This is a genomic window from Streptomyces sp. RK62 (assembly GCF_018070255.1).
Lineage (GTDB): Bacteria > Actinomycetota > Actinomycetes > Streptomycetales > Streptomycetaceae > Streptomyces > Streptomyces nigra.
On the sequence record NZ_JAGPYD010000011.1, the window covers coordinates 115509 to 141972 of the forward strand.

Consider the following 26464-nt stretch of genomic DNA (forward strand, 5'->3'; position numbering starts at 1 on the left):
GCGCCGCCGAACGGGCCATCGGCCACCGAACGGACCATCAGCCGCCGTACAGCGCCTCGATGTCGGCGGCGTACGTCTGGGTCACGGCCTGCCGCTTGACCTTCAGCGACGGGGTGAGCAGTCCGTTGTCCTCGGTCCACTCCCCCTCGACGAGCCGGAACGCGCGGATCGACTCGGCGCGCGAGACGGCCGCGTTGGCGTGGTCGACCGCCTTCTGGACGTCGGCGAGCATCCGGGGGTCCTGGACGACCTCGGACATCGGGGTGCCGGCGGGCAGTTTGCGGACGGCGAGCCAGTGCGCCACCGCGTCGGGTTCGAGGGTGATGAGGGCGCCGACGAAGGGGCGGCCGTCGCCGACGACGAGGCACTGGCCGACGGGCGGGCGGCTGCGCAGCCGGTCCTCCAGGACGGACGGGGAGACGTTCTTGCCGCCGGAGGTGACGAGGATGTCCTTCTTGCGGCCGGTGATGGTGAGGTAGCCGTCCTCGTCGAGGGCGCCGAGGTCGCCGGTGGCGAACCAGCCGTCGCGCAGCACGGCGTCGGTGGCGGCCGGGTCGCCCCGGTAGGCGCCGAAGACGATGCCGCCCTCGATGAGCACCTCGCCGTCGTCGGCGATGCGGACGGCGGTGCCGGGGACGGGCCGGCCGACCGTGCCGGGGCGGGGCCTGAGCGGCGGGACGATGGTGGCGGCGGCGGTGGTCTCGGTCAGTCCGTAGCCCTCGTAGACGAGGATGCCGGCGGCGTAGAAGAACAGGTTGAGGTCGCGGTCGAGCGGGGAGCCGCCGCTGATGGCGTAGCGCAGCCGGCCGCCGAGCTCCTTGCGGACCCGGCGGTAGACCAGCAGGTCGTACAGGGCCCAGGCGGCCCACAGTCCGATGCCGGGGCCCTTGCCGGTGCCGAGGAAACGGCTCAGGTGGGCCTCGGCGAAGCGGACGGCGATCCGGTGGGCGCGGTCGAAGGAGGCACCGCGGCCCAGCTTCTCGGCGGTGGCCCGGCCGGTGTCGTGGATCTTCTCGAAGAGGTAGGGGACGCCGACGAGGAAGGTCGGCCGGAACTCCCGGAGCGCGGGCCGCAGTTCGTCGGGTTTGATGCTGGGCCAGTGGCCGATCTCGATACGGCCCATCAGGCAGGCGATCTGGATGGTGCGGCCGAGGATGTGGGCGAGCGGGAGGAAGAGCAGGGTGGAGGCGGTCTGGCCGGTGACCGCCTGGAAGACGGGGTGCAGCAGTTCGACGGTGTTGGCCGCCTCGGCGTGCAGATTGCCGTGGGTGAGGACGCAGCCCTTGGGCCGGCCGGTGGTGCCGGAGGTGTAGCAGATCGTCGCGACCGTGTCGGGGGTGAGGGCGGCACGGCGTTTGACGACCTCCTCGTCGGACAGGTCGCGGCCGAGCGCGGTGAGCGTGCCGAGGGCGTCGTCGTCCAGCTCCCAGACGCGCGGGGGCTGTTCGTGCGCGGCGGTGCCCGTCGTCACCGCGGCGGTGTTCTCCGCCGTCTCGGTGACGACGTGCCGGACGCCGGAGTCGCGGACGATCCACTCGATCTGGTCGGCGGACGAGGTGGCGTACACCGGCACGCTCTGCCCGCCGGCGGCCCAGATCGCGAAGTCCAGCACGGTCCACTCGTAGCGGGTGCGGGACATGACGGCGACCCGGCCGCCGGGTTCCAGTCCGGCGGCGATCAGCCCCTTGGCGACGGCGGTGACCTCGCGGGCGAACTCCGCCGCCGTCACCGGCCGCCAGCCGTCGCCGGTGTGCCGGCGCAGGACGACGGCGTCGGGCGCCTCGGCCGCGTTGGTGTGGGGCAGATCGGCGATGCTTCCGGTCGCCGGGCGGGGCACGAGCGCCGGGGTGCGGGCCTCGCGGACCACGCCCCCGGCGTCCTTCACGACCTCGACCTCGCCGCGTTCCAGCAGTTCGGTTCGCTGCGCGGCCCGCTTCAGATCCTTGCGTACGCCCATGTCGGCTCCCGTGCCCGTCGTACTTACCGGAGAGTAAACTTACTCAAGCGTAAGTAGACGTCAATGGGTGCGGCACGACTCAGTCCCGGTCGGTGAGGCGGCTCGCCCGGCGGATCGCCTCCGCGAGCCGGGAGACGTCCTTGTCCTCGGTGGTGGAGGCCAACTCGTCGGCCCGCTCGGCCAGTTCCCCGAGCCGGACCCGGCCCGGCAGGGTCGTACGGCCGTCGCTCCCGCGCAGGGTGTCGGCGAAGTAGGCCGCCGTCGCCGTGACCTGGAAGCGGGGGCTCGCGCTCCACACCGAGTCCTCCAGGGCGCCGGTCTCGATGTCGCCCGACTCCTCGTGCGGGGCGCGGGTGCGCGGGTCGAGCCAGCGGACGCTCGCCGTCGCCAGATGGCCCTCGGCGTCCGGTGCGGTGCGCACGGCGTACAGGGCGGTGACGGTGTGGCCGGGGCCGACCTCGCCGCCGTCGACCCGGTCGTCGCGGAAGTCCTCGTCGGCGACCTGCCGGTTGTCGTAGCCGATCAGCCGGAACTCCTTCACCGTCTTCGGGTCGAAGGCGACCTGGGCCTTGGCGTCGCGGGCGGTCAGGTCGACGTTGCGGGGCAGGTCCTGGCTGAAGACCTTGTGCGCCTCGCGCTCCCCGGAGACGTACACGGTGTGGCCGTCGCCCTTGTCGGCGAGGCGCTCCATCAGGGCGTCGCCGTAGTCGCTGCCGACGCCCACCCCGAACAGGGTGATGCCGTGCTCGCGGCGCTCGGAGGAGATGCGCTCCAGGATGGTGTCGGCGTCGGTGTCGCCCGTGTTGGCCAGGGCGTCGGAGACCAGCACGACCCGGTTGGTGGCGCCCTCGCGCAGGCCGTCCTCGGCGGTCTCGTAGCCGGTCTCGACCCCGGCGCCGAGGTTGGTGGAGTCGGTGGGCTCCAGGCTGTCGATGGCGTCGTGGATCTCGTCCCGGTGCCCGCCGACCCGGGTCGGCCTCAGCACCCGCTCGGCCTCGTCGCTGAAGGTGACCAGGGCGACCGAGTCGTCGTCGCGCAGCCGGTCCGTCATCACGCCGAGGGAGTCCTTCGCGAGGTCCAGACGGCCCGGTTCGGCCATGGAGCCGGAGATGTCGACCACGAAGGTGAGTGCGGCGGGCGGGCGTTCGCCGGAGTCCTCGGCGGGCCGGGTGGCGAGCCCCACCCGGACCAGGGACCAGTCCTCGCGCGCGGTGCGGGCGCCGTCGACGGTGACCGTGAACCCGTCGCCGCCGGGGCGGTCGTAGTCCTGGCGGAAGCTGTTGACGAACTCCTCGGGGCGGACCGTCGACGGGTCGGGCAGGCGGCCCTCGGCGAGCGTGCGGCGGGCGTAGCCGTAGGAGGCGGTGTCGACGTCCAGGGCGAAGGTGGAGAGCAGGTCGGGCTCGGGCGCGAACTCGCGGCTGTCGTCGCCGTTCTTCTGCTCGTCCGGACCGCTGTCGCCGTCGTACTCGGGGGCGGCCGGGAAGCCCCTCTCGTCGGTGCTCCGGTCCGCCTTCGACATGCCGCCGTCCTGTGCGCTGCAGCCGGTGAGCAGCAGGCCGCCCGCCGTGAGCGCGAGCAGCGCGCCCCTCAGCCGTCGCACGTGGTGTCGCTCCATCGTCCGTTCCCCCTTGGTCCGTTGACGTCGACTTCTGTGACTGTGACGGGCCAGGGGGCCGGAACGTGCGTGACGGAGTGTTGCGGATGGGTCTCGAAGCGGGCACGACGGGCCCCCACCGAGACCGGTGGGTGACCCTCCGTTGACCTACGACACGATGTCCTTGCGGGTGAAACCCCGGAAGGCCAGCGCGAACAGGACCAGCGCGTACGTCACGGAGACCGCGGCGCCCTGGATCATGCCGGACCACTCGGGGCGGGGCTGGACGGCGTCCGCCCAGGCGAACTGCCAGTGCGCGGGCAGGAAGTGGCGCCAGTCGCCGAGGGCGGTGACGGCGTCCAGGACGTTGCCGACGATGGTCAGGCCGACCGCGCCGCCGACCGCGCCCAGCGGGGCGTCCGTCCGGGTCGACAGCCAGAACGCCAGTCCCGCGGTGACCAGTTGGGACACGAAGACGTACGCGACGACGATCAGCAGGCGCTGGGCCGCCGTGCCCGTGCCGAGCGAACCCCCGGTGGGGATCTGCAGCGGCCCCCAGCCGTACGCGGCCGTGCCGACGGCCAGGGCGACCACCGGCAGCAGCACCATCGCGGCCAGGCTGAGCCCGAGGCCGACGACGAGCTTGGACCACAGCAGCCGGACCCTCGGCACGGGGGCGGCGAGGAGATAGCGCAGCGAGGACCAGCCCGCCTCCGAGGCGACGGTGTCCCCGCAGAACAGGGCGACCGGGATGACCAGCAGGAAGCCCGCCGACACGAAGAGGTTCACGGCGGCGAAGTTGGCGCCGGACGCGGTGGCCGTGTCCATCAGGGTGATGCGGTCGCCGCGGCCGTCCGGCTCGCCGCCGATCGCGAAGGCGGCGACCAGCACGAACGGCAGCACGGCGAGGATGCCGAACATGACCAGCGTCCGGCGCCGCTTGAGCTGGCGGAGCAGTTCGACCCGCACGGGCAGGGTGCGGCCCGCCCGGTAGCCGGAGGCGACCTCGGTGCGCTCGGTGAGCGTGCTCATGCGGAACCTCCGATCAGGGTGAGGAAGGCGTCCTCCAGCCGGCGGTGCGGGCCGACCGAGCGGACGGGCACCTCCAGCCGGACGAGTTCGGCGACCAGGTGCTCGGCGCTGCCGTCGGCGTCGAGCCGCACCAGCAGCCCGTCGTCGGTGGGGACGGCCGAGACCACCCCGGGCAGCGCGGCGACCTTCTCGACGACGGGTCCGTCCGGGACCGTGGCCGTGCCGACCAGGAGGGTGTCACCGGAGCCGATGATCTCGGCGACCGGGCCGGCCTGCACCAGCCGGCCGCGGTCCATGACCACCAGATGGGTGCAGGACTGCTCGACCTCCGCGAGGAGATGGCTGGAGACGATCACCGTGCGCCCCGCGGCCGCGTACCGGATCATCACCTCGCGCATCTCGCGGATCTGCGGCGGGTCGAGGCCGTTGGTCGGCTCGTCGAGGATGAGCAGGTCCGGCAGGCCGAGCATGGCCTGGGCGATGGCGAGGCGCTGGCGCATCCCCTGGGAGTAGGTGCGCACCGCGCGGGCCAGGGCGTCGCCGAGACCGGCGATCTCCAGGGCCTCGTCCAGGTGGGCGTCCTCCGGCGGGCGGCCGGTCGCCTTCCAGTACAGCTCCAGGTTCTCCCGGCCGGACAGGTGCGGCAGGAAGCCGGCGCCCTCCACGAAGGCGCCGACCCGGGACAGGACCGGGGCGCCGGGGCGGATGGCGTGCCCGAAGACGCGGATCTCCCCGGCGTCGGGCCTGATCAGGCCCATCAGCATGCGCAGGGTCGTCGTCTTGCCGGCGCCGTTGGGGCCGAGGAGGCCGAGCACCTGGCCCTTCTCGACCCGGAACGACAACTCGCGCACCGCGTACCGGTCCTGGGCGCGGGCGTACCGCTTGCTCAGGCCGGTGATCTCCAGCGGGACCTCGGCCAGTGCAGGGTCGGGCGCGGGGGCGACGGTGCGGCGGCGGGCCGTCAGCAGCAGGGCCAGGGCGACGGCCGCGCCGGTGGCGGGCAGCCACCACACCCAGGACGGCAGGGGGGCGGCGGCGCTGCTGACACCGGGGGCGGTCGGCACGGACAGCGCGCTCTTCAGGGAGACGGTGTACGTCGCCGGGGCGGCCGGGGAGGCGTAGCCGAGGTCCGTGGAGGAGAGCACCAGACGCAGCCGGTGGCCCTTCTCGATGTCGTGGTCGATGGCCGGGAGGGTGATCCGCACGTCCTTGCCGGACTTGGCGTCCGTCACCCGCAGCGGGGTGACCAGCTGGGAGGGCAGGACCTGCTGCCGGCCGCCGGGGCCGACGTCGTAGACCTTGGCGAACAGGACGGCGTCCTCGCCGCTGGAGCGGACGTGCACGGTGGCCGTCGGGGAGCCGGTGATGTGCAGGTTGTCGGCGACGGGCGCGGACTCGAAGCGGGCGAACTGGCCGGGGAAGTCCAGCGAGACGCCGACGCCGAGCGAGGACAGCTGGGCGAGGCCGCCGGAGCCGCCGAGGCCGGGCAGCGCGGACACGGCGGGCGGGCTGGCGCCCGCCGGGTTGGCGACGGACTGCTCGCCGCCGGTGAGCGGCACCCGGCGTATGCCGCTGCCGAGTCCGGGGTACGTGTCGGCGCTCGCGCCGCGCAGCTGGGCCTCGCCGTCGGTGGTGTCGATGCCCCCGGTGCGGGTGACGCGGAAGGCGGGGCCGGTGTCGGCGCCCTTGTCGCCCTTGAGGTACCGGTCGAACCAGGCGGTGGTGCGCGCCTGCAGACGGGACGTCTCCATGTCGCCGCCGTCGTGTCCGCCGGCGATCCAGTCGACGTCCACGGGCGCGCCGTTGGCGCGGATCGCGCGGGCCGCCTCGTCGGCCTGGCCGAGCGGGAAGAGGGAGTCGGACTGGCCCTGGAACAGCAGGGTGGGCACCTTGATCCGGTCGCCGACGGCGGACGGGGAGCGTTTCTCCAGCAGGGCGCGGGCCTCGGCATCGGGGACACCGGACTCGGCGACCCGCTCGTACATCGCGCACAGCGCCGGCTCGAACTTCGCGCAGCCGCCGCCGGAGTTGACGAAGATGCCGGCCCACAGCTTCTTGAAGACGCCGTTCGGGAAGAGGGCGTCCGCGAGGTTCCAGTAGGTGATGGCCGGGGCGATGGCGTCGACGCGGGCGTCGTGTCCGGCGGCCAGCAGCGCGATGGCGCCGCCGTAGGAGCCGCCCGCCATGCCGGCGCGCGGGTCGCCGGGCTTGTCGAGCTGGACCTGGGGCTGCCGGGCGAGCCAGTCCAGCAGCCGGGAGACGTCGGCGACCTCGCCCTTGGGGTCGTTGAGGCCGATCGCGCCGGTCGACCTGCCGAAGCCGCGTGCGGACCAGGTGAGGACGGCGTACCCGTCCCGCGCGAGGTCCTCGGCCTGCCGCCGTACGTCGTCCTTGCTGCCGCCGAAGCCGTGCCCCAGGAGGACCGCGGGGCGTCGCCCGCCGCCCGGCGTGGTGAAGAACGAGGTGTCGACGCGCACTCCGCCGTCCATCGCCATGACCCGGTCGGCGCGCCGCACCTTCGGGGCGTCGTCGCCGGAGGCGGCCGCGGTCCAGGTCCCGGCGCCGGCCAGCACCACGACGGCGGCCGCGGCGGCCGTCAGCCGTCGCGGCCCGCGCAGCGCGCGCAGTGCGGCCCGTCCGGGCAGTCGAAGATCCATGCGTCAACGGTACGGGTCGAAGCTGTCGGTCCGTTGTCGACCGGGGACCGAACTCCGTCACCTCCTCTGGAGGTACGCCGTGCCGCCCGCGTACACCAGGCGCGGTACGCGGGCGGGCGGGACGGTCAGTCCCGGGCGTCCTCCGGCAGGGTCACCAGCCAGCGGGTGGCGCGGCGCGGGCGCAGATACAGGGCCCAGTAGAGGGTGGCTACGGCGGTGATGCCGCCGGTCCACAGCAGATGCTCGGGTTCCTGCCGGGTGAGGATGTAGCCGAGGACGACGATCAGCAGGACCGGCACCGCGGGCCACAGCGGCATCCGCCAGGCCGAGGTGTGGCGGTGGGAGCCGCGCCGGGCGAGCAGGGCGGCGACCGCGACGAGCAGATACATGCCGGTGACGGAGACGCCCGTGACGCCGTACAGGGTGTCCAGGTCGACGAAGCACAGGGCGGCGCCGGGCACGCCGACGGCGAGGGTGGCGACCCACGGGGAGCCGAAGCGGCCGAGCCGGGAGAGGACGCCGTTGACCGGCCGGGGCCACGCCTTGTCGCGGGCCGAGGCGAACAGGACGCGGGAGTTCTGGATGACCATGACGATGCCCGCGTTGACGATGGCGAGGGCCACGCAGAGGCTGACGAAGGTGCCGACGGCCGAGTTCGACCAGGCGGTGACCATGGCGGAGAGGTCGCCGCCGGTCAGTTCGGCGACGTCCGAGGCGCCCAGGGTGAGGGCGACGACCGGCACCAGGATGATGACGGTGGAGAGGGCGAGGGTGGCCAGGACCGTGCGGGCGACGTTGCGGCGCGGGTTCTCCAGCTCCTCGGAGAGGTAGACGGCGGTCGAGAAGCCCTGGGTGATGAACAGCGCGACGGCGAGTCCGGAGACGACCAGCAGCGCCGTCACCGTGTCGGTACGGCCGTCGGCGCCGGCCACCTCCAGGGAGACCAGGCTCGCGGGGCCGCGCTCGGCGTGGGCGAAGCCCAGGACGGCCACGACGGCCGCCGCGATGACCTCCAGGACCAGGAAGATCCCGGTGATCCAGGCGTTGGCGCGCAGGTCGAGCAGGCCGGCGAGGGTGGCGAGCAGCATGACGCCGGCGCCGGCGAGGGCGGGGTCGAGGTGGACGATCGGGGCGAGGTAGTCGGCGGTGCCCATCGCGATCACCGGCGGTACGACCATGACGACCAGCAGGGACAGCACGAACACCAGCCAGCCCGCGAGCCGTCCGGCGAGCGTGGACACCATCGCGTACTCGCCGCCGGCGCTCGGGACGAGGGTGCCGAGCTCCGAGTAGCAGAAGGCGACGGCGACGCAGAGCAGGGAGCCGATGGCGATCGTCAGGGCCGTGGCGGTGCCGAGCGAGCCGAACAGGTCGGGGACGACCACGAAGAGCGTGGAGGCGGGCGTCACGCAGGAGAGCGTGAGCAGCCCGACCACGCCGATGGAGCGCTTGAGCTGCCGGGGGCTGTCCGACGTCTCTACGGCGGGGGCCTCGGCGGGGGTGAGGGTGTCGGTCACGAGGGGGATGCAACATCGACGGAAACCGTCACGTCAATGGGTGTTTCCCTACGGAATTCGTTGTCCGCGATCTTGATTTCGCGCGTTAACGTCGCGTCAAGGCCCACGCCCGTGAGGATTTCGCAGCTGCGGGAACCGCAGTGGACGCGCGCGAAAAAAGGGGCCGTCCGCGATGCGGACGGCCCCTTCCGGCGAGTGTCAGTGGTTGCGCGGGAAGCCCAGGTCGACACCGGTGGGGGCGTCGGCCGGGTCGGGCCAGCGGGTGGTGACGACCTTGCCGCGGGTGTAGAAGTGCGTGCCGTCGTTGCCGTAGATGTGGTGGTCGCCGAAGAGGCTGTCCTTCCAGCCACCGAAGGAGTGGTAGCCGACCGGGACCGGGATCGGGACGTTGACGCCGACCATGCCGGCCTCGACCTCCAGCTGGAAGCGGCGGGCGGCGCCGCCGTCCCGGGTGAAGATCGCGGTGCCGTTGCCGAACGGCGAGGCGTTGACGAGGGCCAGGGCCTCCTCGTACGTCTCGGCGCGCAGCACGCACAGGACGGGGCCGAAGATCTCGTCCTGGTACGCCTTCGCGGACGTGGGCACCTTGTCGAGCAGCGAGATGCCGATCCAGTGCCCGTCCTCGTACCCGTCGACGGTGTAGCCGGTGCCGTCGAGGACGACCTCGCAGCCCTCGTCGGCGGCGCCCTTCACATAGGAGGCCACCTTGTCGCGGTGCACGGCGGTGATGAGCGGGCCCATCTCGGAGGCCGGGTCGTCGCCGGGGCCGATCTTGATCTTCTCGGCGCGCTCACGGATCTTGTCCACCAGCTCGTCGCCGATCGCGCCGACGGCGACCACCGCGGAGATCGCCATGCAGCGCTCGCCCGCGGAGCCGTAGGCGGCGCTCACGGCCGCGTCCGCCGCCGCGTCCAGGTCGGCGTCCGGGAGGACCAGCATGTGGTTCTTGGCGCCGCCCAGCGCCTGCACCCGCTTGCCGTTGGCGGAGGCGGTGGTGTGGATGTAGCGGGCGATCGGAGTGGAGCCGACGAAGGAGACGGCCTTGACGTCCGGGTGCTCCAGGAGGCGGTCGACGGCCACCTTGTCACCGTGGACGACGTTGAAGACGCCGTCGGGCAGACCGGCCTCGGCGAGCAGCTCGGCGATCTTGATGGACGCCGAGGGGTCCTTCTCGGACGGCTTGAGCACGAAGGTGTTGCCGCAGGCGATGGCGATCGGGAACATCCACATCGGGACCATCGCCGGGAAGTTGAACGGCGTGATGCCGGCGACGACGCCCAGCGGCTGCCGGATCGACGACACGTCGACGCGGCTGGCGACCTGCGTGGACAGCTCGCCCTTCAGCTGCACGGTGATGCCGCACGCGAGGTCCACGATCTCCAGGCCGCGCGCCACCTCGCCGAGGGCGTCGGAGTGCACCTTGCCGTGCTCGGCGGTGATCAGCTCGGCGATCGCGTCACGGTTGGCGTCCAGCAGCGCGCGGAACGCGAACAGGATCGAGGTGCGCTGCGCGAGGGAGGACTGCCCCCAGGTCAGGAAGGCCTCCTTGGCGGCCGCGACCGCCGTGTCCACCTCCTCGACCGAGGCGAAGGCGACCTTCGTGGTGACCGCGCCGGTGGCCGGGTCGGTGACCGGCCCGTAATTGCCCGACGCGCCTTCGGCGGTCTTCCCGCCGATCCAGTGGTTGACGATCTTCGTCATGCCCGGTTACTCCTTCACAGATGGCGGCGTCGGGAGGACACGTGCCGTTCGTACAGCTCTCGGGCCCTGACCGCCGACGCTCCGGTCGCGGTCTCGGCCACAGGTACATCCCACCAGGCCGGCGCGGGCGACGGGCCCGACACAGTGTCGGCCGTTTCGGTCCCGTCGTAGACACATGTGGGAGTGTCGGCGGCGAGCACCTGGCACAGACCCATGGTGCGGGACGACCGGGCTGTGCGGGGACCTCCGGCGCGGGGCCGTAGCGGGCGGGGAGTCATCGCTCGCTCTTCGCTCCTGCCAAAGCAAAGCGGCCTCCCGCGCCGGAGGCGTTCGGGTCGCCGGGGCCGCGCTGGGCGGGCCGGCGGTGTCGTGCCGGGCCGGACGGGGGCCGTGGTCCGCGGAGGCGCGGGGCGGGGCGTCCGGCACGTCGTCATGGCGGGCTCACAGCAGTCCCACCGCGGTGTCCACGGCGGCGGCCACATCGCCGTCGGCCGGGTGCCGGGCGCGCAGCCGGACCAGCTTCGCGACGTCGACGCTCACCGGACCGCCCCCGCGGCGAGCGCGGCCTCGATCTCGCCGGGTGTCGGCATCGCGGAGGAGCACTCCAAGCGGGAGGCGACGATGGCGCCGGCCGCGTTGGCGCGCCGCATGACCGTCTCCAGGTCCCAGCCCTCGAGCAGGCCGTGGCAGAGGGAACCGCCGAAGGCGTCGCCAGCGCCGAGGCCGTTGAGGACCGTGACGGGCAGCGGCGGCACCTCGGCCACGCCCCCGTCCCGGTCGACGGCGAGGACGCCCCTGGGGCCCTGTTTGACGACGGCCAGTTCGACCCCGGCGTCCAGCAACGCCCGTGCGGCGGCGTGGGGTTCGCGGACGCCGGTCGCCACCTCCACCTCGTCGAGGTTCCCGACGGCGATGGTGGTCTGCTTCAGCGCCTCGGCGTAGAAGGGGCGGGCCTCGTCGGGGTCCTGCCAGAACATGGGGCGCCAGTCGAGGTCGAAGACCGTGACGCCGGACTTCGCGCGGTGGGCGAGGGCCGCGAGCGTCGCCGTACGGCTCGGCTCCTCGCTGAGGCCGGTGCCGGTGACCCAGAAGACGCGGGCGTCTCGGATGGCGTCGAGGTCGAGCTCGTGCGCGTCGATCTCCAGGTCGGGGGCCTTGGGCCGGCGGTAGAAGTACAGCGGGAAGTCGTCCGGCGGGAAGACCTCGCAGAAGGTGACCGGGGTGGGCAGTCCGGGGACCGGGGTGACCCAGCGGTCGTCGACGCCGAAGCCCTGGAGGGCCTCGTGGAGATAGGTGCCGAAGGGGTCGTCGCCGGTGCGGGTGATCACGGCGGTCCGGCGCCCGAGACGGGCCGCGGCGACTGCCACATTGGCCGCCGAGCCGCCGAGGAACTTGCCGAAGGACGTGACCTGGGACAGCGGGACCCCCGTCTGCAGCGGGTAGAGGTCCACCCCGATCCGGCCCATGGTGATCACGTCGTACGCCATCGGTGCCCTCGGTCTCCCTCGTCACGAGTCCCCGGAGCCGGCGGCGAGGCGCGGCCCTCCACGGCTTTGTAGCCCGCCCCGGGGAGCATGTCAATGTTTTGTCCAGACATTCGAACGAGGGTGTTGTGGGGAGGCGTTGGCCGCGCGCCGGTGATCGACCCCTCTGTCAACCTGCCGCGCCGATACGCCCGCGTGCGCCTTTGCTGCACACGCGTCACAAAGACCACCTCCCTGTCACGGGTGTCCCAGGTCCGCGCGACCTGCGTCACACCCGGCGCACAGGCCCTGCCCACGATCACGCTGCGTCGTTGACCGGACACAGGCTTGTGATCGCCGAAGCAGCGCCCGGTCCCCCCGACGACCGCTCCCGGTCGCCACCGGGCGCGCGAGGAGGTGCCACCGATGACCGACCGAAGGCTCTGGTCGTACAAGGAGATCGCGGCGCACATCAAGGTGCAGCCCGACACCGTGCGCTCCTACCGCAAACACGGACTGCTGCCCCCACCCGACCATGTCGAGAACGGCAAGCCCTTCTGGCACCCCGACACCGTGCGCGCCTGGGTGGCGTCACGGCCCCGCAACCGGGGACTGCGGCCGGACTGACCCCCGGTTCGCGGACGGACGGCCACCCGGAAAACCACCTGTGCCCCACGTGGCCCGTGGGGCACAGTCGTCCTCATGAGCGATTTCTCCGTCAAACCCGTACTGACCGGCGAACGGACCGTGCTGCGGCCGTTCACCGAGGCCGACGCCGCCGCCATGGCGGAGATCATCGAGGACCCCGACGTCGTCCGCTTCACCGGCGAGCCCTCCGCCGAGCTGACGGAGGAACGGCTGCGCTCCTGGTACGGCTCACGGTCCGAGCAGACCGACCGTCTCGACCTCGCCGTCACCGACCGGGCCACCGGCGAACTCGTCGGCGAGGTCGTGCTGTTCGAGTGGGACGCGCACGCCCGCGGCTGTACGTTCCGCACGCTCATCGGACCCCGGGGACGCGGGCGGGGGCTCGGCACCGAGGCCACCCGGCTCATCGTCGGGTACGGCTTCGAGCAGCTCGGCCTGCACCGGATCCAGCTGGAGGCATACGGCCACAACGCCCGTGCCCTGCGCGTGTACGAGAAGGTCGGCTTCGTCCGGGAGGGCGTCCGACGTGAGGCCGACCTCCGGGACGGCGTCTGGCGGGACTGGGTGCTGATGGCGATGCTCGAGCGGGAGTGGGCGGGGCATCGGGGGCACCCGCACCTGGATCCCGCCTAGGGGGTGGCCCCGTGGGCTTGCGGCTCGGCAGCCGGCGTGTGGGTCGGCTGCCGGCGTGTGGGGTGGGTCGGCTTGCGGACCGTACTCGCTTCGCGGGCCCCGCGGACGTCAGCTGTCCCGGCCCCACGGCTCGATGACCGTCACCCCGGCGCCCGGCGCCGAGCCCATCGCCTCCAGGGCGGCCGGCACGTCGTCCAGCGGTATCGACGACGTCACCAGCAGATCCGGCCGCAGCACACCGGCCCGCACCAGCTCCAGCATCGGCGGGTAGGTGTGGGCCGCCATGCCGTGGCTGCCGAGGATCTCCAGCTCCAGGGCGATCGCGCGGGCCATGGGGACCGGGGTCGTGCCGGACTCCGAGGGCAGCAGGCCCACCTGGACATGCCGGCCGCGACGGCGCAGACCGCCGATGGAGGCGGCGCAGGTGACGGGCGATCCGAGGGCGTCCAGGGAGAGGTGCGCGCCGCCGCCGGTGAGGTCGCGGACCGCCGCCGCGGTGTCGGGTACGACGGACGCGTCCAGGCACTCCGCCGCACCGAACTTCCGCGCGAGGTCCAGGGCCTGCGGTGACACGTCGACCGCGACGACCCGGGCGCCCGACGCGGCCGCGATCATCACGGCGGACAGACCGACCCCGCCGCAGCCGTGCACGGCGACCCACTCCCCCGCCGCCACCCGGCCCTGCTGCACGACCGCCCGGAACGCGGTGGCGAACCGGCAGCCCAGGGAGGCCGCCGTCGCGAAGGACATCTCCTCGGGCACCGCGACGAGGTTCACATCGGCGTGGTCCAGGGCCACGTACTGGGCGAAGGAGCCCCAGTGGGTGAAGCCGGGCTGCGTCTGCCGCTCGCACACCTGCTGGTCGCCCGCCGCACACGCCCCGCAGGCGCCGCACGCGCAGACGAACGGCACGGTGACCCGGTCGCCGGGCCGCCAGCCGGTGACCCGGTCGCCGACGGCCTCGACCACCCCGGCCAGTTCATGCCCCGGGACATGCGGCAGCACGATGTCCGGGTCGTGTCCCTGCCAGCCGTGCCAGTCGCTGCGGCACAGGCCGGTCGCCTCGACCCGTACGGTCACGCCGTGCGGCGCGGGAACCGGGTCGGGCACGTCCCGCACCCGCGCCGGCTCACCGAACCGCTCGAACACCACAGCGCGCATCCCGACTCCTCCTGACCTCGGCCCCCGCTCCCCGGCGGCCCGCGTCACGCTATCCGCGTGCGGTCACCTTGTCCCGGTCCGGGTCCGGCTTCCCGGCGTCCACCACCGCGCCCGCGGGTGCGCCGTCGGACTCGCTGACGCCGAAGCGCTCGTGGAACCGCCGCAACGGTCCCGGCGCCCACCAGGTCGCCCGGCCCGTGAGCCGCATGACCGCCGGGACGAGCAGACTGCGGACGATCATCGCGTCCATCAGCACGGCCAGCGCGATCCCGAGGCCCAGCATCTTGGTGTTGGTCACCCGGGAGGTGCCGATGGCGACCATCACCACGGCGAGGATCACAGCGGCGGCGGTGATCAGTCCGCCGGTGCGCTGCAGCCCGTGCCGGACCGCCTGCTCGTGGTCGCCCGTCGCGTCGTACTCCTCCTTGATGCGGGACAGCAGGAACACGCCGTAGTCCATGGAGAGTCCGAAGGCGACACAGAACATCAGCACCGGCAGGGTCGTCTCGATCGAGCCGGGGCTGGTGAAGCCCAGCAGCCCGGACAGATGCCCGTCCTGGAAGACCCAGACCACCGCGCCGAACATCGCCGTCAGACTGAGCGCGTTGAGCACCACGGCCTGGAGCGGGATCAGCACGCTGCCGGTCAGCAGGAACACCAGCAGCAGGGTGACGACGGCGATGAAGGCGACCGCCGCCGGCAGGCGCTCGGCTATGGCGTCCTTGGAGTCGACGAGGACCGCCGCGGCGCCGGTCACCTTGGTGTCGAACGGCGCCGGTGCGGCGCGCAGCTCGTCCACGAGGGCCTGGGCCGGGTCGTCCACCGCCTCGCCCTTCGGGAGCACGGTGAAGTACGCCGACTCGCCCCGCACCAGGGGCCCGTCGACCCGGAGCACCTGGGGCAGCGCGGAGATCCGCTCCTTGTACGCGGTGTACTCGGCCGGGGTGGCGCGCCCCTCGGCGAGCACCTCCAGGCCGCCGCCGGGGCTGCCCGGGAAGCCGTCCCGGATGTGCTGCTGGACGACATGGGACTCGGCGCTCGACGGCAGCTGCCGGTCGTCGGCGGTGCCGAACTTCACGCCCAGGAAGGGCAGTCCCAGCAGGACCAGCACCGCGGTGGTGCCGAGGGCGAAGAAGGGGGCGCGGCGCATGACGATCCGCGCGGTGCCGGCCCATGCCCCGCCCTGGGTCCGCGCGGGGCCCCCGGCGGTCTCGTCGGCCCCCGCGGCCTCGGGCTGCCGTCCGCGCCGGAACAGCCGGCGCAGGTCGAGCGCATTGACCCGGTGCCCGAGCAGGATGAGGGCCGCGGGGAGCAGGATCAGCGCGGCCGCCGCCGCCAGCAGGACGACCGCGATACCGGCATAGGCGAAGGACCGCAGGAAGTACTGCGGGAAGAGCAGCATCGCCGCGAGGGAGACGGCGACGGTGAGCGCCGAGAACAGGACCGTGCGCCCTGCGGTGCGCAGGGTGGTGCCGACCGCGGTCAGCGGCTCCGCTCCGGCCGTCAGCTCCTCGCGGAAGCGGCGGACGATGAACAGGGCGTAGTCCACGGCGAGACCGAGGCCGAGGGCCGTGGTGAGGTTCATGGCGAAGACCGACACGTCGGTGAACTCGGTCAGTCCGCGCAGCACGGCGTTGGTGCCGAGGATCGCCACGATGCCGATGCCGAGGGGCAGCAGGGCCGCCACCGCGCTGCCGAAGACCATGACGAGCAGCACCAGGGTGACCGGCAGGGCGATCACCTCGGCCCGGATCAGGTCCTCCTGGATGGTCGTCTGCATCTCGTGCCGTACGGCGACGGGGCCACCAACGGACACCTGCACCGGGCCGTGGGCGCCCCGCAGCTCCGGCGCGATGCGGTCCAGCGTCTCGCCCATCCGTGTCTCGTCACCTGTGATACGGGCGGCGATCAGCGCCTCGTGCCCGTCCTCGGCGCGCAGGGCGGGGGCCGAGGCGGCGTCCGCCCGCCAGTAGGAGCCGACTCCGACGACGCCCTTCTCGCGGGCCAGGCGCGCGGTGAGCTTCTCGGCCTCCGCGGCGACACCGGGGTCGTCCACCGAGGCCTCGCCGGCGTCCACCAGGAGCAGCAGGTTGGGCTGGGAGGCGGGGAACGCCCGCTCCAGGGCCCGGGTGGCGTAGGTGGACTCGGCGTCCGGGTCCTCCCAGCCGCCGCTGCCCAGGCGGTCGGCGACCCCGCTGCCCGCCAGCACGGCGAGCGCGGTGAGCACCAGGGCCACGAGCAGGGAGAGCCGGGGGCGTGCCGTCACGAAACGGGTCCAGCCTCCGACGCGGGGTGAGCTGTCGGCGTCTTTCATGGTGCGGGTCCCCTTCACCCTGATCCGGCTGTGCGCAAGGAGGGCAGCATGGAAGCGTCACTGCCATAGACTGGCAAACACGAGCGATCGCTCGCGTTTCAAGAATGCGAGCGGTGACTCGTGTTTGTCAATCGCGTTCGGAAAGCTGGGGATACGCGTGTCCGCCAACCGGGAGAAGGACGGCCAGGACGGCCAGGAGAAGGAGCAGCCGCGCCGCCGCCAGGCCCGCGGCGAGCGCCGTATCGCCCAGCTGCTGGAGGCCGCGGCCGCCGTCTTCACGACCACCGGCTACTCGGCCGCCAGCACGAACGCCATCGCCCGTGAGGCCGGCGTCTCGCCCGGCACGCTGTACCAGTTCTTCCCGAACAAAGAGGCGATCGCCATCGAGCTCGGCGGGCGTCTCATGCGGCAGATGCGCGAGACGTACGGCGAGGCGCTGGCCCCGGTGGACCCCACGACCTCCCTGGAGGAGGCGGTCACCGCAGCCGTCGACCGGTTCATCACGTTCAACTGCGACCACCCGGTGTTCTTCACCCTCATGCACGGCCCCGACGTCCCCGGCCGGATCGCGGAGGACCACGACGCCCTGCACGCGACCCTGCTGAGCCGTATCGAGGCGCTGCTGTCGTCCCTGCTCCCCGACGCCGCCCCGGCCGACCTCACCCGCACCGCCCAGATGTGCCTGGGCCTGTACAAGGCGGGCCTGGAGCTGGTGCTCGCCCATGAGGGCGCCGAGCGCGAGGCCTATGTGCGGGAGCTGAAGAACGTCCTGATCCGCTATCTCGCGCCGCTGGTGGGCGACCGGATGGGCCACGCGGACACCACGGGATCCGCACCCACCCCGTGAGGCCCGGCATCACCGCGCATGGGCGCGGTACCCGCCGAACACGCGTGCTGTGCCGACAGGGCCGACCCCTCTTGGAGCAGTACCCCGTAGGGGTATACGGTTGAGCGTGGTAGGGGACCCCCTGGGCCCCCTCGGCCCCACACGCCTCGACGAGGAGAACGACATGACCGCCCAGACCGACACGACCGGTTCCGTCACCGCCGTCTACAAGGTGAGCGGCATGAGCTGCGGGCACTGCGAGGGGGCCGTCTCCGGCGAGATCTCCGAGCTGCCAGGCGTCAGCTCGGTGAAGGCCGTCGCCTCGACCGGCGAGGTCACCGTGGTCTCGGCCGCCCCGCTGGAGGAGGCCGCCGTGCGCGAGGCCGTCGACGAGGCCGGTTTCGAACTGGTCGGCCGGATCTGATCCCGCCATGCCCCGCACCACCGGCGATCCGGCGATAGCCGAGGCCCCGGCCTCCCCCGACGCGGCGGCCGCCTCCGAGGTCGAGCTGCTCATCGGCGGGATGACCTGCGCGTCCTGCGCGGCCCGCGTCGAGAAGAAGCTCAACCGCATGGACGGCGTGACCGCCTCGGTGAACTACGCGACCGAGAAGGCGAAGGTCAGCCGGCCCGCCGACGTCTCGGTCGCCGATCTGATCGCCGTCGTGGAGCGGACGGGGTACACCGCGCGCGAGCCGGAGCCGCCCCGGCCCGCACCCGAGGAGCCAGGCGCAACCCCGGAGAACACCGGGGACACCGGGCCGGACTCCTACCGGCAGCGCCTGACCGTCTCCGCACTGCTCACCGTGCCGGTGATCCTCATGTCGATGGTCCCGGCCCTGCAGTTCGACTCCTGGCAGTGGCTCGCGCTCACCCTCGCCGCCCCGGTCGTGGTGTGGGGCGGATGGCCCTTCCACCGGGCCGCGTTCACCAATGCCCGGCACGGCGCCGCCACCATGGACACGCTGGTCTCGATGGGCACCCTGGCGGCGTTCGGCTGGTCGCTGTGGGCGCTATTCCTCGGCGACGCCGGCATGAGCGGGATGCGCGACGGCTTCTCGTTCACGGTGTCCCGCGGGGAGAGCGCCTCGCAGATCTACCTGGAGGTCGCCTCCGGGGTGGTCACCTTCATCCTCCTCGGCCGCCATCTGGAGGCACGCGCCAAGCGCCGCGCGGGCGACGCGCTGCGCGCCCTGATGGAGCTGGGCGTGAAGGACGTCGGCGTCCTGCGGGACGGGCGCGAGGTCCGGGTGCCGGTCGGCGAACTGGCCGTCGGGGACCGGTTCGTCGTACGGCCCGGCGAGAAGATCGCCACCGACGGCACCGTCGTCGAGGGCGCCTCCGCCGTGGACGCCGCCCTGCTGACCGGGGAGTCGGCGCCGGTCGACGTGGGTGTCGGGGACGCCGTCACCGGGGCCACCGTCAACGCGGGCGGCCGGCTCGTCGTGGAGGCGACCCGGGTCGGGGAGGACACCCGGCTGGCCCGTATGGCGAAGCTCGTCGAGGAGGCGCAGAACGGCAAGGCCGAGGTGCAGCGGCTCGCCGACCGGATCTCCGCCGTCTTCGTGCCCGTGGTCATCGTCCTCGCGGTCGCCACCTTCGGCGCCTGGCTCGGCGTCACCGACGACACGGCCGCCGCGTTCACCGCCGCCGTCGCGGTCCTGATCATCGCCTGCCCGTGCGCGCTGGGCCTGGCCACGCCCACGGCCCTGATGGTCGGCACAGGGCGCGGCGCGCAGCTCGGCATCCTCATCAAGGGCCCCGAGGTCCTGGAGTCCACGCGCCGGGTCGACACCGTCCTGCTGGACAAGACCGGCACGGTCACCACGGGCCGGATGACGCTCCAGGGCGTGTACGCCGCCGACGGGGTGGACGAGGGGACGCTGCTGCGGCTCGCGGGCGCCGTGGAGCACGCCTCCGAGCACCCGGTGGCCCGTGCGGTCGCCGCCGGCGCCGTGGAGCGGGCCGGACGGCTGCCCGCGGTCGAGGACTTCGCGAACGTGCCCGGGAAGGGCGTACGCGGCCGCGTGGAGGGCCATGACGTCTCCGTGGGCCGACTCGCCGAGAACACGGCCGCCCTGCCCCCGGAGCTGGCCCGCGCCGCCGAGAAGGCCGAGCGGGAGGGCCGTACGGCCGTCGTGGTCGGCTGGGACGGGTGGGCGCGGGGCGTCCTCGCCGTCGCGGACACCGTGAAGGAGAGCAGCGCCGAGGCGGTCCGCTCGCTGCGCGCGCTGGGGCTCACACCGATCCTGCTGACGGGCGACAACCGGCGGGTGGCCGAGGCGGTGGCGCACTCGGTCGGTATCGATCAGGTGATCGCGGAGGTCCTGCCCGAGGACAAGGTGGAGGCCGTACGGCGGTTGCGGCGCGAGGGCCGTTCGGTGGCCGTGGTCGGCGACGGCGTCAACGACGCGGCGGCGCTCGCCACCGCCGATCTGGGGCTCGCGATGGGGACGGGCACGGACGCGGCGATCGAGGCGAGCGATCTGACGCTGGTGCGCGGTGACCTTCGGGTGGCCGCGGACGCGATCCGGCTGTCCCGGCGGACGCTGGCCGTCATCAAGGGCAATCTGGTGTGGGCCTTCGGCTACAACGTCGCCGCGCTGCCGCTGGCCGCGGCGGGGCTGCTGAACCCGATGATCGCGGGGGCCGCCATGGCCTTCTCGTCCGTGTTCGTGGTGACCAACAGCCTGCGTCTGCGGACGTTCCGGTGAATTCGTAGGAAGAACCTCCCCGGACCCCCCTGGAGTCCTGCGCCGGGCTCACATAAGCTCTTCACAAGGCTCACGCATCATCCTTACGCTGGAGCCCCGATCGCCGTATCGGTCTCTTGCGCACCTAACGGACATATGCAAGAGACGCAGATCACAGTGATGTGAACGTAACCATCGAAGGGGTTCGAAGGTCTAAGTTGACGATGTCAGGCGGCGTCTTGGGGGGCGCCCACTGGCATCTGAGGATGTCTTGGGGGACTTCCTCAGAGTTGCGTTGCCGGGGCACGCATCTCGGGAAGCTTTGAGCGGCCCTCCCGAGTGTGCGCTGTCCCGGCAGACCGCACAGAACAACCGCATACATGAGTACGTCGAGTTCTGCTCATTGTGCTCAACAGCGATTCAGGCGCTGTCCTCACAGACGCCCGGCCGGATCCCGTGGGGGGAATCCGCACCGGGACATGGGAAGGCGCCCTGGACGTCGGCCCGTGGGGGGACCGCCGCCAGGGCGCCTTCTTCTATGCCCGATCCGTGTTCCTCCGGACGCGTCCGCGTTCTTCCATGACGCACGGAAGCCCCGCACCCGACCTGCTCGGTCGGACACGGGGCTCCAGGACGCGGTGGGGGCGGCTCAGCGCTCCTCGACCGGGACGAAGTCGCGCTCGACGACGCCCGTGTAGATCTGGCGCGGGCGGCCGATACGGGAACCCGGCTCCTTGATCATCTCGTGCCACTGGGCGATCCAGCCCGGCAGCCGGCCGAGGGCGAACAGGACCGTGAACATCTCGGTCGGGAAGCCCATGGCCCGGTAGATGAGGCCGGTGTAGAAGTCCACGTTCGGGTAGAGGCTGCGCGAGACGAAGTAGTCGTCGGAGAGCGCGTGCTCCTCCAGCTTGAGCGCGATGTCCAGCAGCTCGTCGGACTTGCCGAGGGCGGAGAGGACGTCGTGCGCGGCGGCCTTGATGATCTTGGCGCGCGGGTCGAAGTTCTTGTAGACCCGGTGGCCGAAGCCCATCAGGCGGACGCCGTCCTCCTTGTTCTTCACCTTGCGGATGAAGGAGTCGACGTCGCCGCCGGACGCCTGGATGCCCTCCAGCATCTCCAGCACGGACTGGTTGGCGCCGCCGTGCAGCGGGCCCCAGAGCGCGGAGATACCGGCGGAGATCGACGCGAACATGTTCGCCTGCGACGAGCCGACCAGGCGGACCGTCGACGTCGAGCAGTTCTGCTCGTGGTCCGCGTGCAGGATCAGCAGCTTGTCGAGGGCGGCCACGACGACCGGGTCGAGCTCGAACTCCTGCGCCGGCACCGAGAACGTCATGCGCAGGAAGTTCTCGACGTAGCCGAGGTCGTTGCGCGGGTAGACGAACGGGTGGCCGATCGACTTCTTGTACGCGTACGCCGCGATCGTCGGAAGCTTGGCGAGCAGCCGGATCGTGGAGAGGTTGCGCTGCGTCTCGTCGAACGGGTTGTGGCTGTCCTGGTAGAAGGTGGACAGCGCGGAGACGACCGAGGACAGCATGGCCATCGGGTGGGCGTCGCGCGGGAAGCCCTTGTAGAAGTTCTTGACGTCCTCGTGCAGCAGGGTGTGCTGCGTGATGTCGTTCTTGAACGACGAGAGCTCGTCGACCGTCGGCAGTTCGCCGTTGATCAGCAGGTAGGCGACCTCCAGGAAGGTGGAGCGCTCGGCCAGCTGCTCGATCGGGTAGCCGCGGTAGCGGAGGATGCCCGCCTCGCCGTCGAGGTAGGTGATGGCGGATTTATACGCGGCCGTGTTGCCGTAGCCGCTGTCCAGCGTCACCAGACCGGTCTGGGCGCGGAGCTTGCCGATGTCGAAGCCCTTGTCGCCGACGGTGCTGTCGATCACCGGGTAGGTGTACTCGCCGTCGCCGTACCGCACTACTACAGAGTTGTCGCTCACGTCTTCCCTCACCGACGTTGTGCCTCATCTTCGAGGTTGCCCTGACTGTCTCTACCCTCCCCCATTCGGCTCAGGAGAGTGCACTCGGGGTCGACCATTGGGCCTATTGGCGGCACTGAGTGCCGCCAACCTGCCATCCTGCCCCCTGTCTTGCTCATCTGGAAGTGGTCTGTGACCTTCGCGACTCATTTGATCGATCATTTTTTTCGCGAGCTGACGAAAGTCCTGGTCACGGGGGGCTGTGTGCAGGGGCCGGACGGCGGGGTTCAGCCACCCGTGAGCCCGCTCGCGGGTCCGCCCGCGAGGCGGAAGTCGAGGGCCGTGCAGCGGCGTCCCGCCGACACCGTGCGCACCGCCTGGCCGATCGCCTTGCGCGAACCCACGAGGACGACCAGGCGCTTGGCGCGGGTCACCGCCGTGTACAGCAGGTTCCGCTGGAGCATCATCCATGCCCCGGTCGTGACGGGGATCACGACAGCGGGATACTCGCTGCCCTGGGAGCGGTGGATCGTGACCGCGTACGCGTGCGCCAGCTCGTCCAGCTCGTCGAAGTCGTAGGGCACCTCCTCGTCCTCGTCCGTCAGCACCGTCAGGCGCTGGTCGACCGGGTCGAGCGAGGTGACCACGCCCACGGTGCCGTTGAAGACGCCGTTCTCCCCCTTCTCGTAATTGTTACGGATCTGCGTGACCTTGTCGCCGACACGGAAGACGCGGCCCCCGAAGCGCTTCTCCGGCAGGTCGGGGCGGCCGGGGGTGACCGCCTGCTGGAGCAGGCCGTTGAGCGTGCCGGCGCCGGCCGGGCCGCGGTGCATGGGTGCCAGCACCTGCACGTCCCGGCGCGGGTCGAGGCCGAACTTTTCCGGGATACGGCGGGCCGCCACGTCCACGGTGAGGCGGCCGGCCACCTCGGTGTCGTCCTCCACGAAGAGGAAGAAGTCCTTCATGCCGTCGGTGACCGGGTGCTGCCCGGCGTTGATCCGGTGCGCGTTGGTCACCACCCCGGACTGCTGGGCCTGGCGGAACACGCGGGTGAGGCGTACGGCCGGGACGGGGCCACCGTCGGCGAGCAGATCCCTCAGCACCTCGCCGGCGCCGACGCTGGGGAGCTGGTCGACGTCCCCGACGAACAGCAGGTGGGCGCCCGGCGGTACGGCCTTGACCAGCTTGTTCGCCAGCAGCAGGTCCAGCATGGACGCCTCGTCGACGACGACCAGATCGGCGTCCAGCGGGCGGTCTCGGTCGTACGCCGCGTCGCCGCCCGGCTTGAGCTCCAGGAGGCGGTGGACGGTGGACGCCTCGGCGCCGGTCAGCTCGGCGAGGCGCTTGGCCGCGCGGCCGGTGGGCGCGGCGAGCACCACCTTCGCCTTCTTGGCGCGGGCCAGCTCCACGATCGAGCGGACCGTGAAGGACTTCCCGCAGCCCGGGCCGCCGGTCAGCACGGCGACCTTCCGGGTCAGGGCCAGCTTCACGGCGGCCTCCTGCTCGGGGGCGAGGTCGGCGCCGGTACGGCTTCTGAGCCAGCCCAGCGCCTTGTCCCAGTCCACGTCCCCGAACCCCGGCATCCGGTCCTCGTCGGTCCGCAGCAGCCGCAACAGCTGGGCGGAGAGGGACAGTTCCGCCCGGTGGAACGGCACCAGGTAGACGGCCGTCACGGGCTCGTCGGCGCCGTCGGGGCCCGGCACCCTCTCCCGTACGACACCGGGGTCGGAGCCGTCCTCGGGGATCTGCGTGAGCTCGGCCAGGCAGTCGATGACGAGGCCGGTGTCGACCTGGAGGAGCTTGACCGCGTCCTTGATCAGCTGCTCCTCGGGGAGGTAGCAGTTGCCCTGGTCGGTGGCCTGGGACAGGGCGTACTGCAGACCGGCCTTGACCCGCTCCGGGCTGTCGTGCGGTATGCCGACGGACTGGGCGATCCGGTCGGCGGTGAGGAAGCCGATACCCCAGACGTCGGCGGCGAGGCGGTACGGCTCGTTCTTCACGACGGAGATGGAGGCGTCCCCGTACTTCTTGTAGATCCGCACCGCGATCGACGTGGAGACCTCGACGGTCTGGAGGAAGAGCATGACCTCCTTGATCGCCTTCTGCTCCTCCCAGGCATCGGCGATCTTCTTGGTCCGCTTGGGCCCGAGCCCGGGGACCTCGATGAGCCGCTTGGGCTCCTCCTCGATGATTCGCAGCGTGTCCACGCCGAAGTGCTGCGTGATCCGGTCGGCGAAGACCGGCCCGATGCCCTTCACCAGCCCCGAGCCGAGGTAGCGCCGGATGCCCTGCACGGTGGCGGGCAGCACGGTCGTGTAGTTCTCGACGTGGAACTGCTTGCCGTACTGGGGGTGCGACCCCCAGCGGCCCTCCATCCGCAGGGACTCCCCCACCTGCGCGCCGAGCAGCGCGCCTACGACGGTCAGCAGGTCACCGGCGCCCCTGCCGGTGTCGACGCGGGCGACCGTGTAGCCGTTCTCCTCGTTGGCGTAGGTGATGCGCTCCAGCACACCTTCGAGCGTGGCAAGCCGCCGCTCCCCGGCGTCCGGTCCGGACTGGTTGGCCATGATCCGACGGTACCGGTGGGGTGTGACAGTGGGGGCACCTCAGCGCCGCTTGAGGTCTTCGACGAACGCGGAGAATGCGGGGCTGGGGAAGGTGAGGGTGGCCCGGTGGGGGGCCTTGGAGTCGCGGACGGCCACATGTGTGGGTGAGTTGGCGATCTCCACGCACTCGTTGCCGTCGCCCGGGCCTGAGTAGGACGACTTGTGCCAGTTGTCCATGGGGTCTACAGCTCCTTCGCGAGAGCGTGGATCAGGTCACGTGTCCGCCCAGGGGCGAGCGACGCACCTTCCACCTTATGGAAGCCCGTTCGATAGGTGTTGAGTTGAGCCTCGGAATCGATGAAGTTGGAGCCGTGCAGGGCGTCGCGAACCACGGTGTCCAGCTTGGGCAACGGCCCTCCCGCGTACGTCATCGTGCTGGACGCCATGGCGAAGCCGTCCAAGTCGAACGGGATGGCACGCAAGGTGATGTGCGGTGCCTCCGACAGCTCCAGAAGGCGGGCGAGTTGTGCTCTTGAGGTCGCCCTGTCGCTGACTCGGATGCGGAGTGCCGCCTCATGGATCACCGCCTCGTAGGGGATGTCGAACTGCTGGCGCGCCTTCCGATGCTCGATGCGCAGTTCCAGTTCCTCGGGCGTCAGTTCGGGGAGCCGGGACGAGAAAACTGCGCGCGAGTAGTCCTCGGTCTGCAGAAGTCCTGGCACGTACAGGATGGCCACATGGCGGAGGAAGCAAGCGTGATGCTCCAACTCCGACAGATCCAGGAACGACGTCGGCAGGAGGCCGCGGTACTCCTCCCACCAGCCCCGCGTCCGGTCCGTCGCCATCGCTACCAGCGCGTCTACGAACTCCTCGTCCGTGCAGGCGTAGTGCGCCGCCAGCCGGCGCAGTCGTTTTTCGCTGACGCCTGCGAGGGCGGACTCGATGTGGGTGATCTGGGCCGGGCTCACCCCCAGCAGGGCCGCCGCCTGGCGTGAGGTGAGGCCCGCCGCCTCGCGGAGTCGGCGCAGCTCCGTCGCCAGCCGCATCTGCCGTGCTGTTGGTTCGCGTCTCAAAGCCTCGACCGCCCTCTGGACCAACGCGCGCTCGAGCGCGACCCGTTCGGGGTCAGATTACGCGACGGGCTTGCCGCGTCTCTAGATTTATATCTACTGTCAGTGACGTAGCGAGCACCTTGCGATACCGGCCTCCGGAAGCGCACCGCCCCGTCATGCCCTGACGGGTGCGGCAATGACACCGGGGCCTGCCCCCACCACCCCCTCACCGAGACGGACTTCCGCATGCCCGATAGCGCCCCCTGGGAGTACTCCCTCCACCTCCCCAACGACCTCCGTGCCGTCACCGTCAGTCGTCGCACCCTGCGGCTGATCCTGACCATGCACGGGCTCATCGGACTCGTGGACGTCGCCGAACTGCTCGCCGCCGAGCTGGTCTCCAACGCCGTACGGCACACCAAGGGTCCCGCCGCCCTTCGCGTCCGCTGGGCGCCGCCCGGCACCCTCCGCCTCGCGGCCTGGGACGCCGACCCGGAACCTCCGCAGCCCCCACGCGCGTTCGCACACACCACCGACGACGAGGACGGGCGCGGTCTCGCCCTCGTGCGGGCCTGCGCCGACGTGTGGGGGTGGCAGCCCTCCGCCCGGGACGGCAACCGGGGCAAGTACGTCTGGTGCGAGCTGGCGGCGGGCTGACCGCCGTACGAAAACCAGTTGCCCGGCGCCACACCGCGGCCGATGCTCGACGTTTCGTCACGCACGAGGGAGAGCCGCTTGAGCCGACCGCT

The 26464-nt window shown here is 71.8% G+C and carries 19 protein-coding genes and 1 pseudogene; 6 read left to right on the forward strand and 14 right to left on the reverse strand.

The genetic code is table 11. The features are described 5' to 3' along the window. Window positions 1-37 precede the first annotated feature (37 nt). From KBY32_RS22105 to iolC, 8 genes and pseudogenes are all read right to left on the reverse strand, one after another. Entirely contained in the window at window positions 38-1957 is a 1920-nt protein-coding gene (locus KBY32_RS22105) for a long-chain fatty acid--CoA ligase (RefSeq protein ID WP_210981317.1), read from the reverse strand. 79 nt (window positions 1958-2036) lie between these two features. Continuing rightward, window positions 2037-3575 carry a VWA domain-containing protein gene (locus KBY32_RS22110; RefSeq protein ID WP_210981318.1) on the reverse strand — a complete coding sequence of 513 codons (1539 nt, stop codon included), beginning with the start codon at window positions 3573-3575 and terminating at the stop codon, window positions 2037-2039. Between the two features lie 147 nt (window positions 3576-3722). After that, window positions 3723-4586, reverse strand: coding sequence for an ABC transporter permease (locus KBY32_RS22115; protein ID WP_055623500.1), 864 nt, complete (start codon window positions 4584-4586; stop codon window positions 3723-3725). Beyond that, window positions 4583-7243 (reverse strand): alpha/beta fold hydrolase, encoded by a 2661-nt coding sequence (locus tag KBY32_RS22120; protein ID WP_210981319.1) that lies wholly within the window; start codon window positions 7241-7243, stop codon window positions 4583-4585. Before KBY32_RS22120 ends, KBY32_RS22115 begins: the two co-directional genes overlap by 4 nt. A gap of 125 nt (window positions 7244-7368) precedes the next feature. Further along, a complete protein-coding gene (locus KBY32_RS22125; protein ID WP_210981320.1) occupies window positions 7369-8760 on the reverse strand; it encodes an APC family permease in 1392 nt (463 codons plus the stop codon). Window positions 8761-8958: 198 nt separating this feature from the next. Beyond that, on the reverse strand, window positions 8959-10461 hold the full coding sequence (gene mmsA, locus KBY32_RS22130) for a CoA-acylating methylmalonate-semialdehyde dehydrogenase (RefSeq protein ID WP_210981321.1): 1503 nt from the start codon (window positions 10459-10461) through the stop codon (window positions 8959-8961). A 14-nt stretch (window positions 10462-10475) separates the two neighbouring features. Then, window positions 10476-10661: pseudogene (locus KBY32_RS35490) on the reverse strand (hypothetical protein); the annotation flags it as partial. Window positions 10662-10997: 336 nt separating this feature from the next. Continuing rightward, window positions 10998-11948, reverse strand: a complete 951-nt coding sequence (gene iolC / locus KBY32_RS22135; protein WP_210981322.1) for a 5-dehydro-2-deoxygluconokinase — start codon at window positions 11946-11948, stop codon at window positions 10998-11000. Between the two features lie 402 nt (window positions 11949-12350). Here iolC and KBY32_RS22140 point away from each other — a divergent pair, with 402 nt between their 5' ends. Next, window positions 12351-12551, forward strand: a complete 201-nt coding sequence (locus KBY32_RS22140) for an AlpA family transcriptional regulator (protein ID WP_055623495.1) — start codon at window positions 12351-12353, stop codon at window positions 12549-12551. A gap of 75 nt (window positions 12552-12626) precedes the next feature. Next, complete coding sequence (locus KBY32_RS22145; RefSeq protein WP_210981323.1) at window positions 12627-13205, forward strand: GNAT family N-acetyltransferase; 579 nt, start codon at window positions 12627-12629, stop codon at window positions 13203-13205. Between the two features lie 108 nt (window positions 13206-13313). On the opposite strand, the gene KBY32_RS22150 is transcribed toward KBY32_RS22145, so the two are convergent. Together KBY32_RS22150 and KBY32_RS22155 are read right to left on the reverse strand one after the other, a co-directional pair. Continuing rightward, window positions 13314-14366, reverse strand: coding sequence for a zinc-dependent alcohol dehydrogenase family protein (locus tag KBY32_RS22150; protein ID WP_055623494.1), 1053 nt, complete (start codon window positions 14364-14366; stop codon window positions 13314-13316). Window positions 14367-14415: 49 nt separating this feature from the next. Beyond that, a complete protein-coding gene (locus tag KBY32_RS22155; protein WP_210981324.1) occupies window positions 14416-16680 on the reverse strand; it encodes an MMPL family transporter in 2265 nt (754 codons plus the stop codon). A gap of 157 nt (window positions 16681-16837) precedes the next feature. Here KBY32_RS22155 and KBY32_RS22160 point away from each other — a divergent pair, with 157 nt between their 5' ends. The 3 genes from KBY32_RS22160 to KBY32_RS22170 all read left to right on the forward strand — a co-directional run bounded on the left by KBY32_RS22160 (window position 16838) and on the right by KBY32_RS22170 (window position 20220). Continuing rightward, entirely contained in the window at window positions 16838-17527 is a 690-nt protein-coding gene (locus tag KBY32_RS22160) for a TetR/AcrR family transcriptional regulator (RefSeq protein WP_055623492.1), read from the forward strand. A gap of 163 nt (window positions 17528-17690) precedes the next feature. Beyond that, a complete protein-coding gene (locus tag KBY32_RS22165; protein ID WP_055623522.1) occupies window positions 17691-17930 on the forward strand; it encodes a heavy-metal-associated domain-containing protein in 240 nt (79 codons plus the stop codon). Window positions 17931-17937: 7 nt separating this feature from the next. Continuing rightward, on the forward strand, window positions 17938-20220 hold the full coding sequence (locus tag KBY32_RS22170) for a cation-translocating P-type ATPase (protein WP_210981325.1): 2283 nt from the start codon (window positions 17938-17940) through the stop codon (window positions 20218-20220). Between the two features lie 628 nt (window positions 20221-20848). Here KBY32_RS22170 and KBY32_RS22175 read toward each other — a convergent pair. The 4 genes from KBY32_RS22175 to KBY32_RS22190 all read right to left on the reverse strand — a co-directional run bounded on the left by KBY32_RS22175 (window position 20849) and on the right by KBY32_RS22190 (window position 25709). Further along, window positions 20849-22138, reverse strand: a complete 1290-nt coding sequence (locus KBY32_RS22175) for a citrate synthase (RefSeq protein WP_055623491.1) — start codon at window positions 22136-22138, stop codon at window positions 20849-20851. Window positions 22139-22404: 266 nt separating this feature from the next. Beyond that, window positions 22405-24684: an ATP-dependent RecD-like DNA helicase gene (locus tag KBY32_RS22180; protein WP_210981326.1), complete on the reverse strand. Its 2280-nt coding sequence runs from the start codon at window positions 24682-24684 to the stop codon at window positions 22405-22407. Between the two features lie 39 nt (window positions 24685-24723). After that, the gene (locus tag KBY32_RS22185; protein WP_210981327.1) at window positions 24724-24900 is read right to left on the reverse strand and encodes a DUF397 domain-containing protein; all 177 of its coding nucleotides are present in this window, start codon (window positions 24898-24900) and stop codon (window positions 24724-24726) included. 5 nt (window positions 24901-24905) lie between these two features. Then, window positions 24906-25709 carry a helix-turn-helix transcriptional regulator gene (locus tag KBY32_RS22190; protein ID WP_210981328.1) on the reverse strand — a complete coding sequence of 268 codons (804 nt, stop codon included), beginning with the start codon at window positions 25707-25709 and terminating at the stop codon, window positions 24906-24908. 252 nt (window positions 25710-25961) lie between these two features. On the opposite strand from KBY32_RS22190, the gene KBY32_RS22195 reads away from it, so the two are divergent. Next, window positions 25962-26372 (forward strand): ATP-binding protein, encoded by a 411-nt coding sequence (locus tag KBY32_RS22195; RefSeq protein WP_210981329.1) that lies wholly within the window; start codon window positions 25962-25964, stop codon window positions 26370-26372. Window positions 26373-26464 lie beyond the last annotated feature (92 nt).

What these genes read in the sequence shown, in the direction of transcription:
- KBY32_RS22190 (WP_210981328.1), bottom strand. Translation starts at nt 25,709, where the DNA reads ATGCGGCTGGCGACGGAGCTGCGCCGACTCCGCGAGGCGGCGGGCCTC.
- KBY32_RS22185 (WP_210981327.1), bottom strand. Translation starts at nt 24,900, where the DNA reads ATGGACAACTGGCACAAGTCGTCCTACTCAGGCCCGGGCGACGGCAAC.
- KBY32_RS22145 (WP_210981323.1), top strand. Translation starts at nt 12,627, where the DNA reads ATGAGCGATTTCTCCGTCAAACCCGTACTGACCGGCGAACGGACCGTG.
- KBY32_RS22115 (WP_055623500.1), bottom strand. Translation starts at nt 4,586, where the DNA reads ATGAGCACGCTCACCGAGCGCACCGAGGTCGCCTCCGGCTACCGGGCG.
- KBY32_RS22150 (WP_055623494.1), bottom strand. Translation starts at nt 14,366, where the DNA reads ATGCGCGCTGTGGTGTTCGAGCGGTTCGGTGAGCCGGCGCGGGTGCGG.
- KBY32_RS22120 (WP_210981319.1), bottom strand. Translation starts at nt 7,243, where the DNA reads ATGGATCTTCGACTGCCCGGACGGGCCGCACTGCGCGCGCTGCGCGGG.
- iolC (WP_210981322.1), bottom strand. Translation starts at nt 11,948, where the DNA reads ATGGCGTACGACGTGATCACCATGGGCCGGATCGGGGTGGACCTCTAC.
- KBY32_RS22110 (WP_210981318.1), bottom strand. Translation starts at nt 3,575, where the DNA reads ATGGAGCGACACCACGTGCGACGGCTGAGGGGCGCGCTGCTCGCGCTC.
- KBY32_RS22180 (WP_210981326.1), bottom strand. Translation starts at nt 24,684, where the DNA reads ATGGCCAACCAGTCCGGACCGGACGCCGGGGAGCGGCGGCTTGCCACG.
- KBY32_RS22170 (WP_210981325.1), top strand. Translation starts at nt 17,938, where the DNA reads ATGCCCCGCACCACCGGCGATCCGGCGATAGCCGAGGCCCCGGCCTCC.
- KBY32_RS22155 (WP_210981324.1), bottom strand. Translation starts at nt 16,680, where the DNA reads ATGAAAGACGCCGACAGCTCACCCCGCGTCGGAGGCTGGACCCGTTTC.
- KBY32_RS22165 (WP_055623522.1), top strand. Translation starts at nt 17,691, where the DNA reads ATGACCGCCCAGACCGACACGACCGGTTCCGTCACCGCCGTCTACAAG.
- KBY32_RS22195 (WP_210981329.1), top strand. Translation starts at nt 25,962, where the DNA reads ATGCCCGATAGCGCCCCCTGGGAGTACTCCCTCCACCTCCCCAACGAC.
- KBY32_RS22105 (WP_210981317.1), bottom strand. Translation starts at nt 1,957, where the DNA reads ATGGGCGTACGCAAGGATCTGAAGCGGGCCGCGCAGCGAACCGAACTG.
- mmsA (WP_210981321.1), bottom strand. Translation starts at nt 10,461, where the DNA reads ATGACGAAGATCGTCAACCACTGGATCGGCGGGAAGACCGCCGAAGGC.
- KBY32_RS22140 (WP_055623495.1), top strand. Translation starts at nt 12,351, where the DNA reads ATGACCGACCGAAGGCTCTGGTCGTACAAGGAGATCGCGGCGCACATC.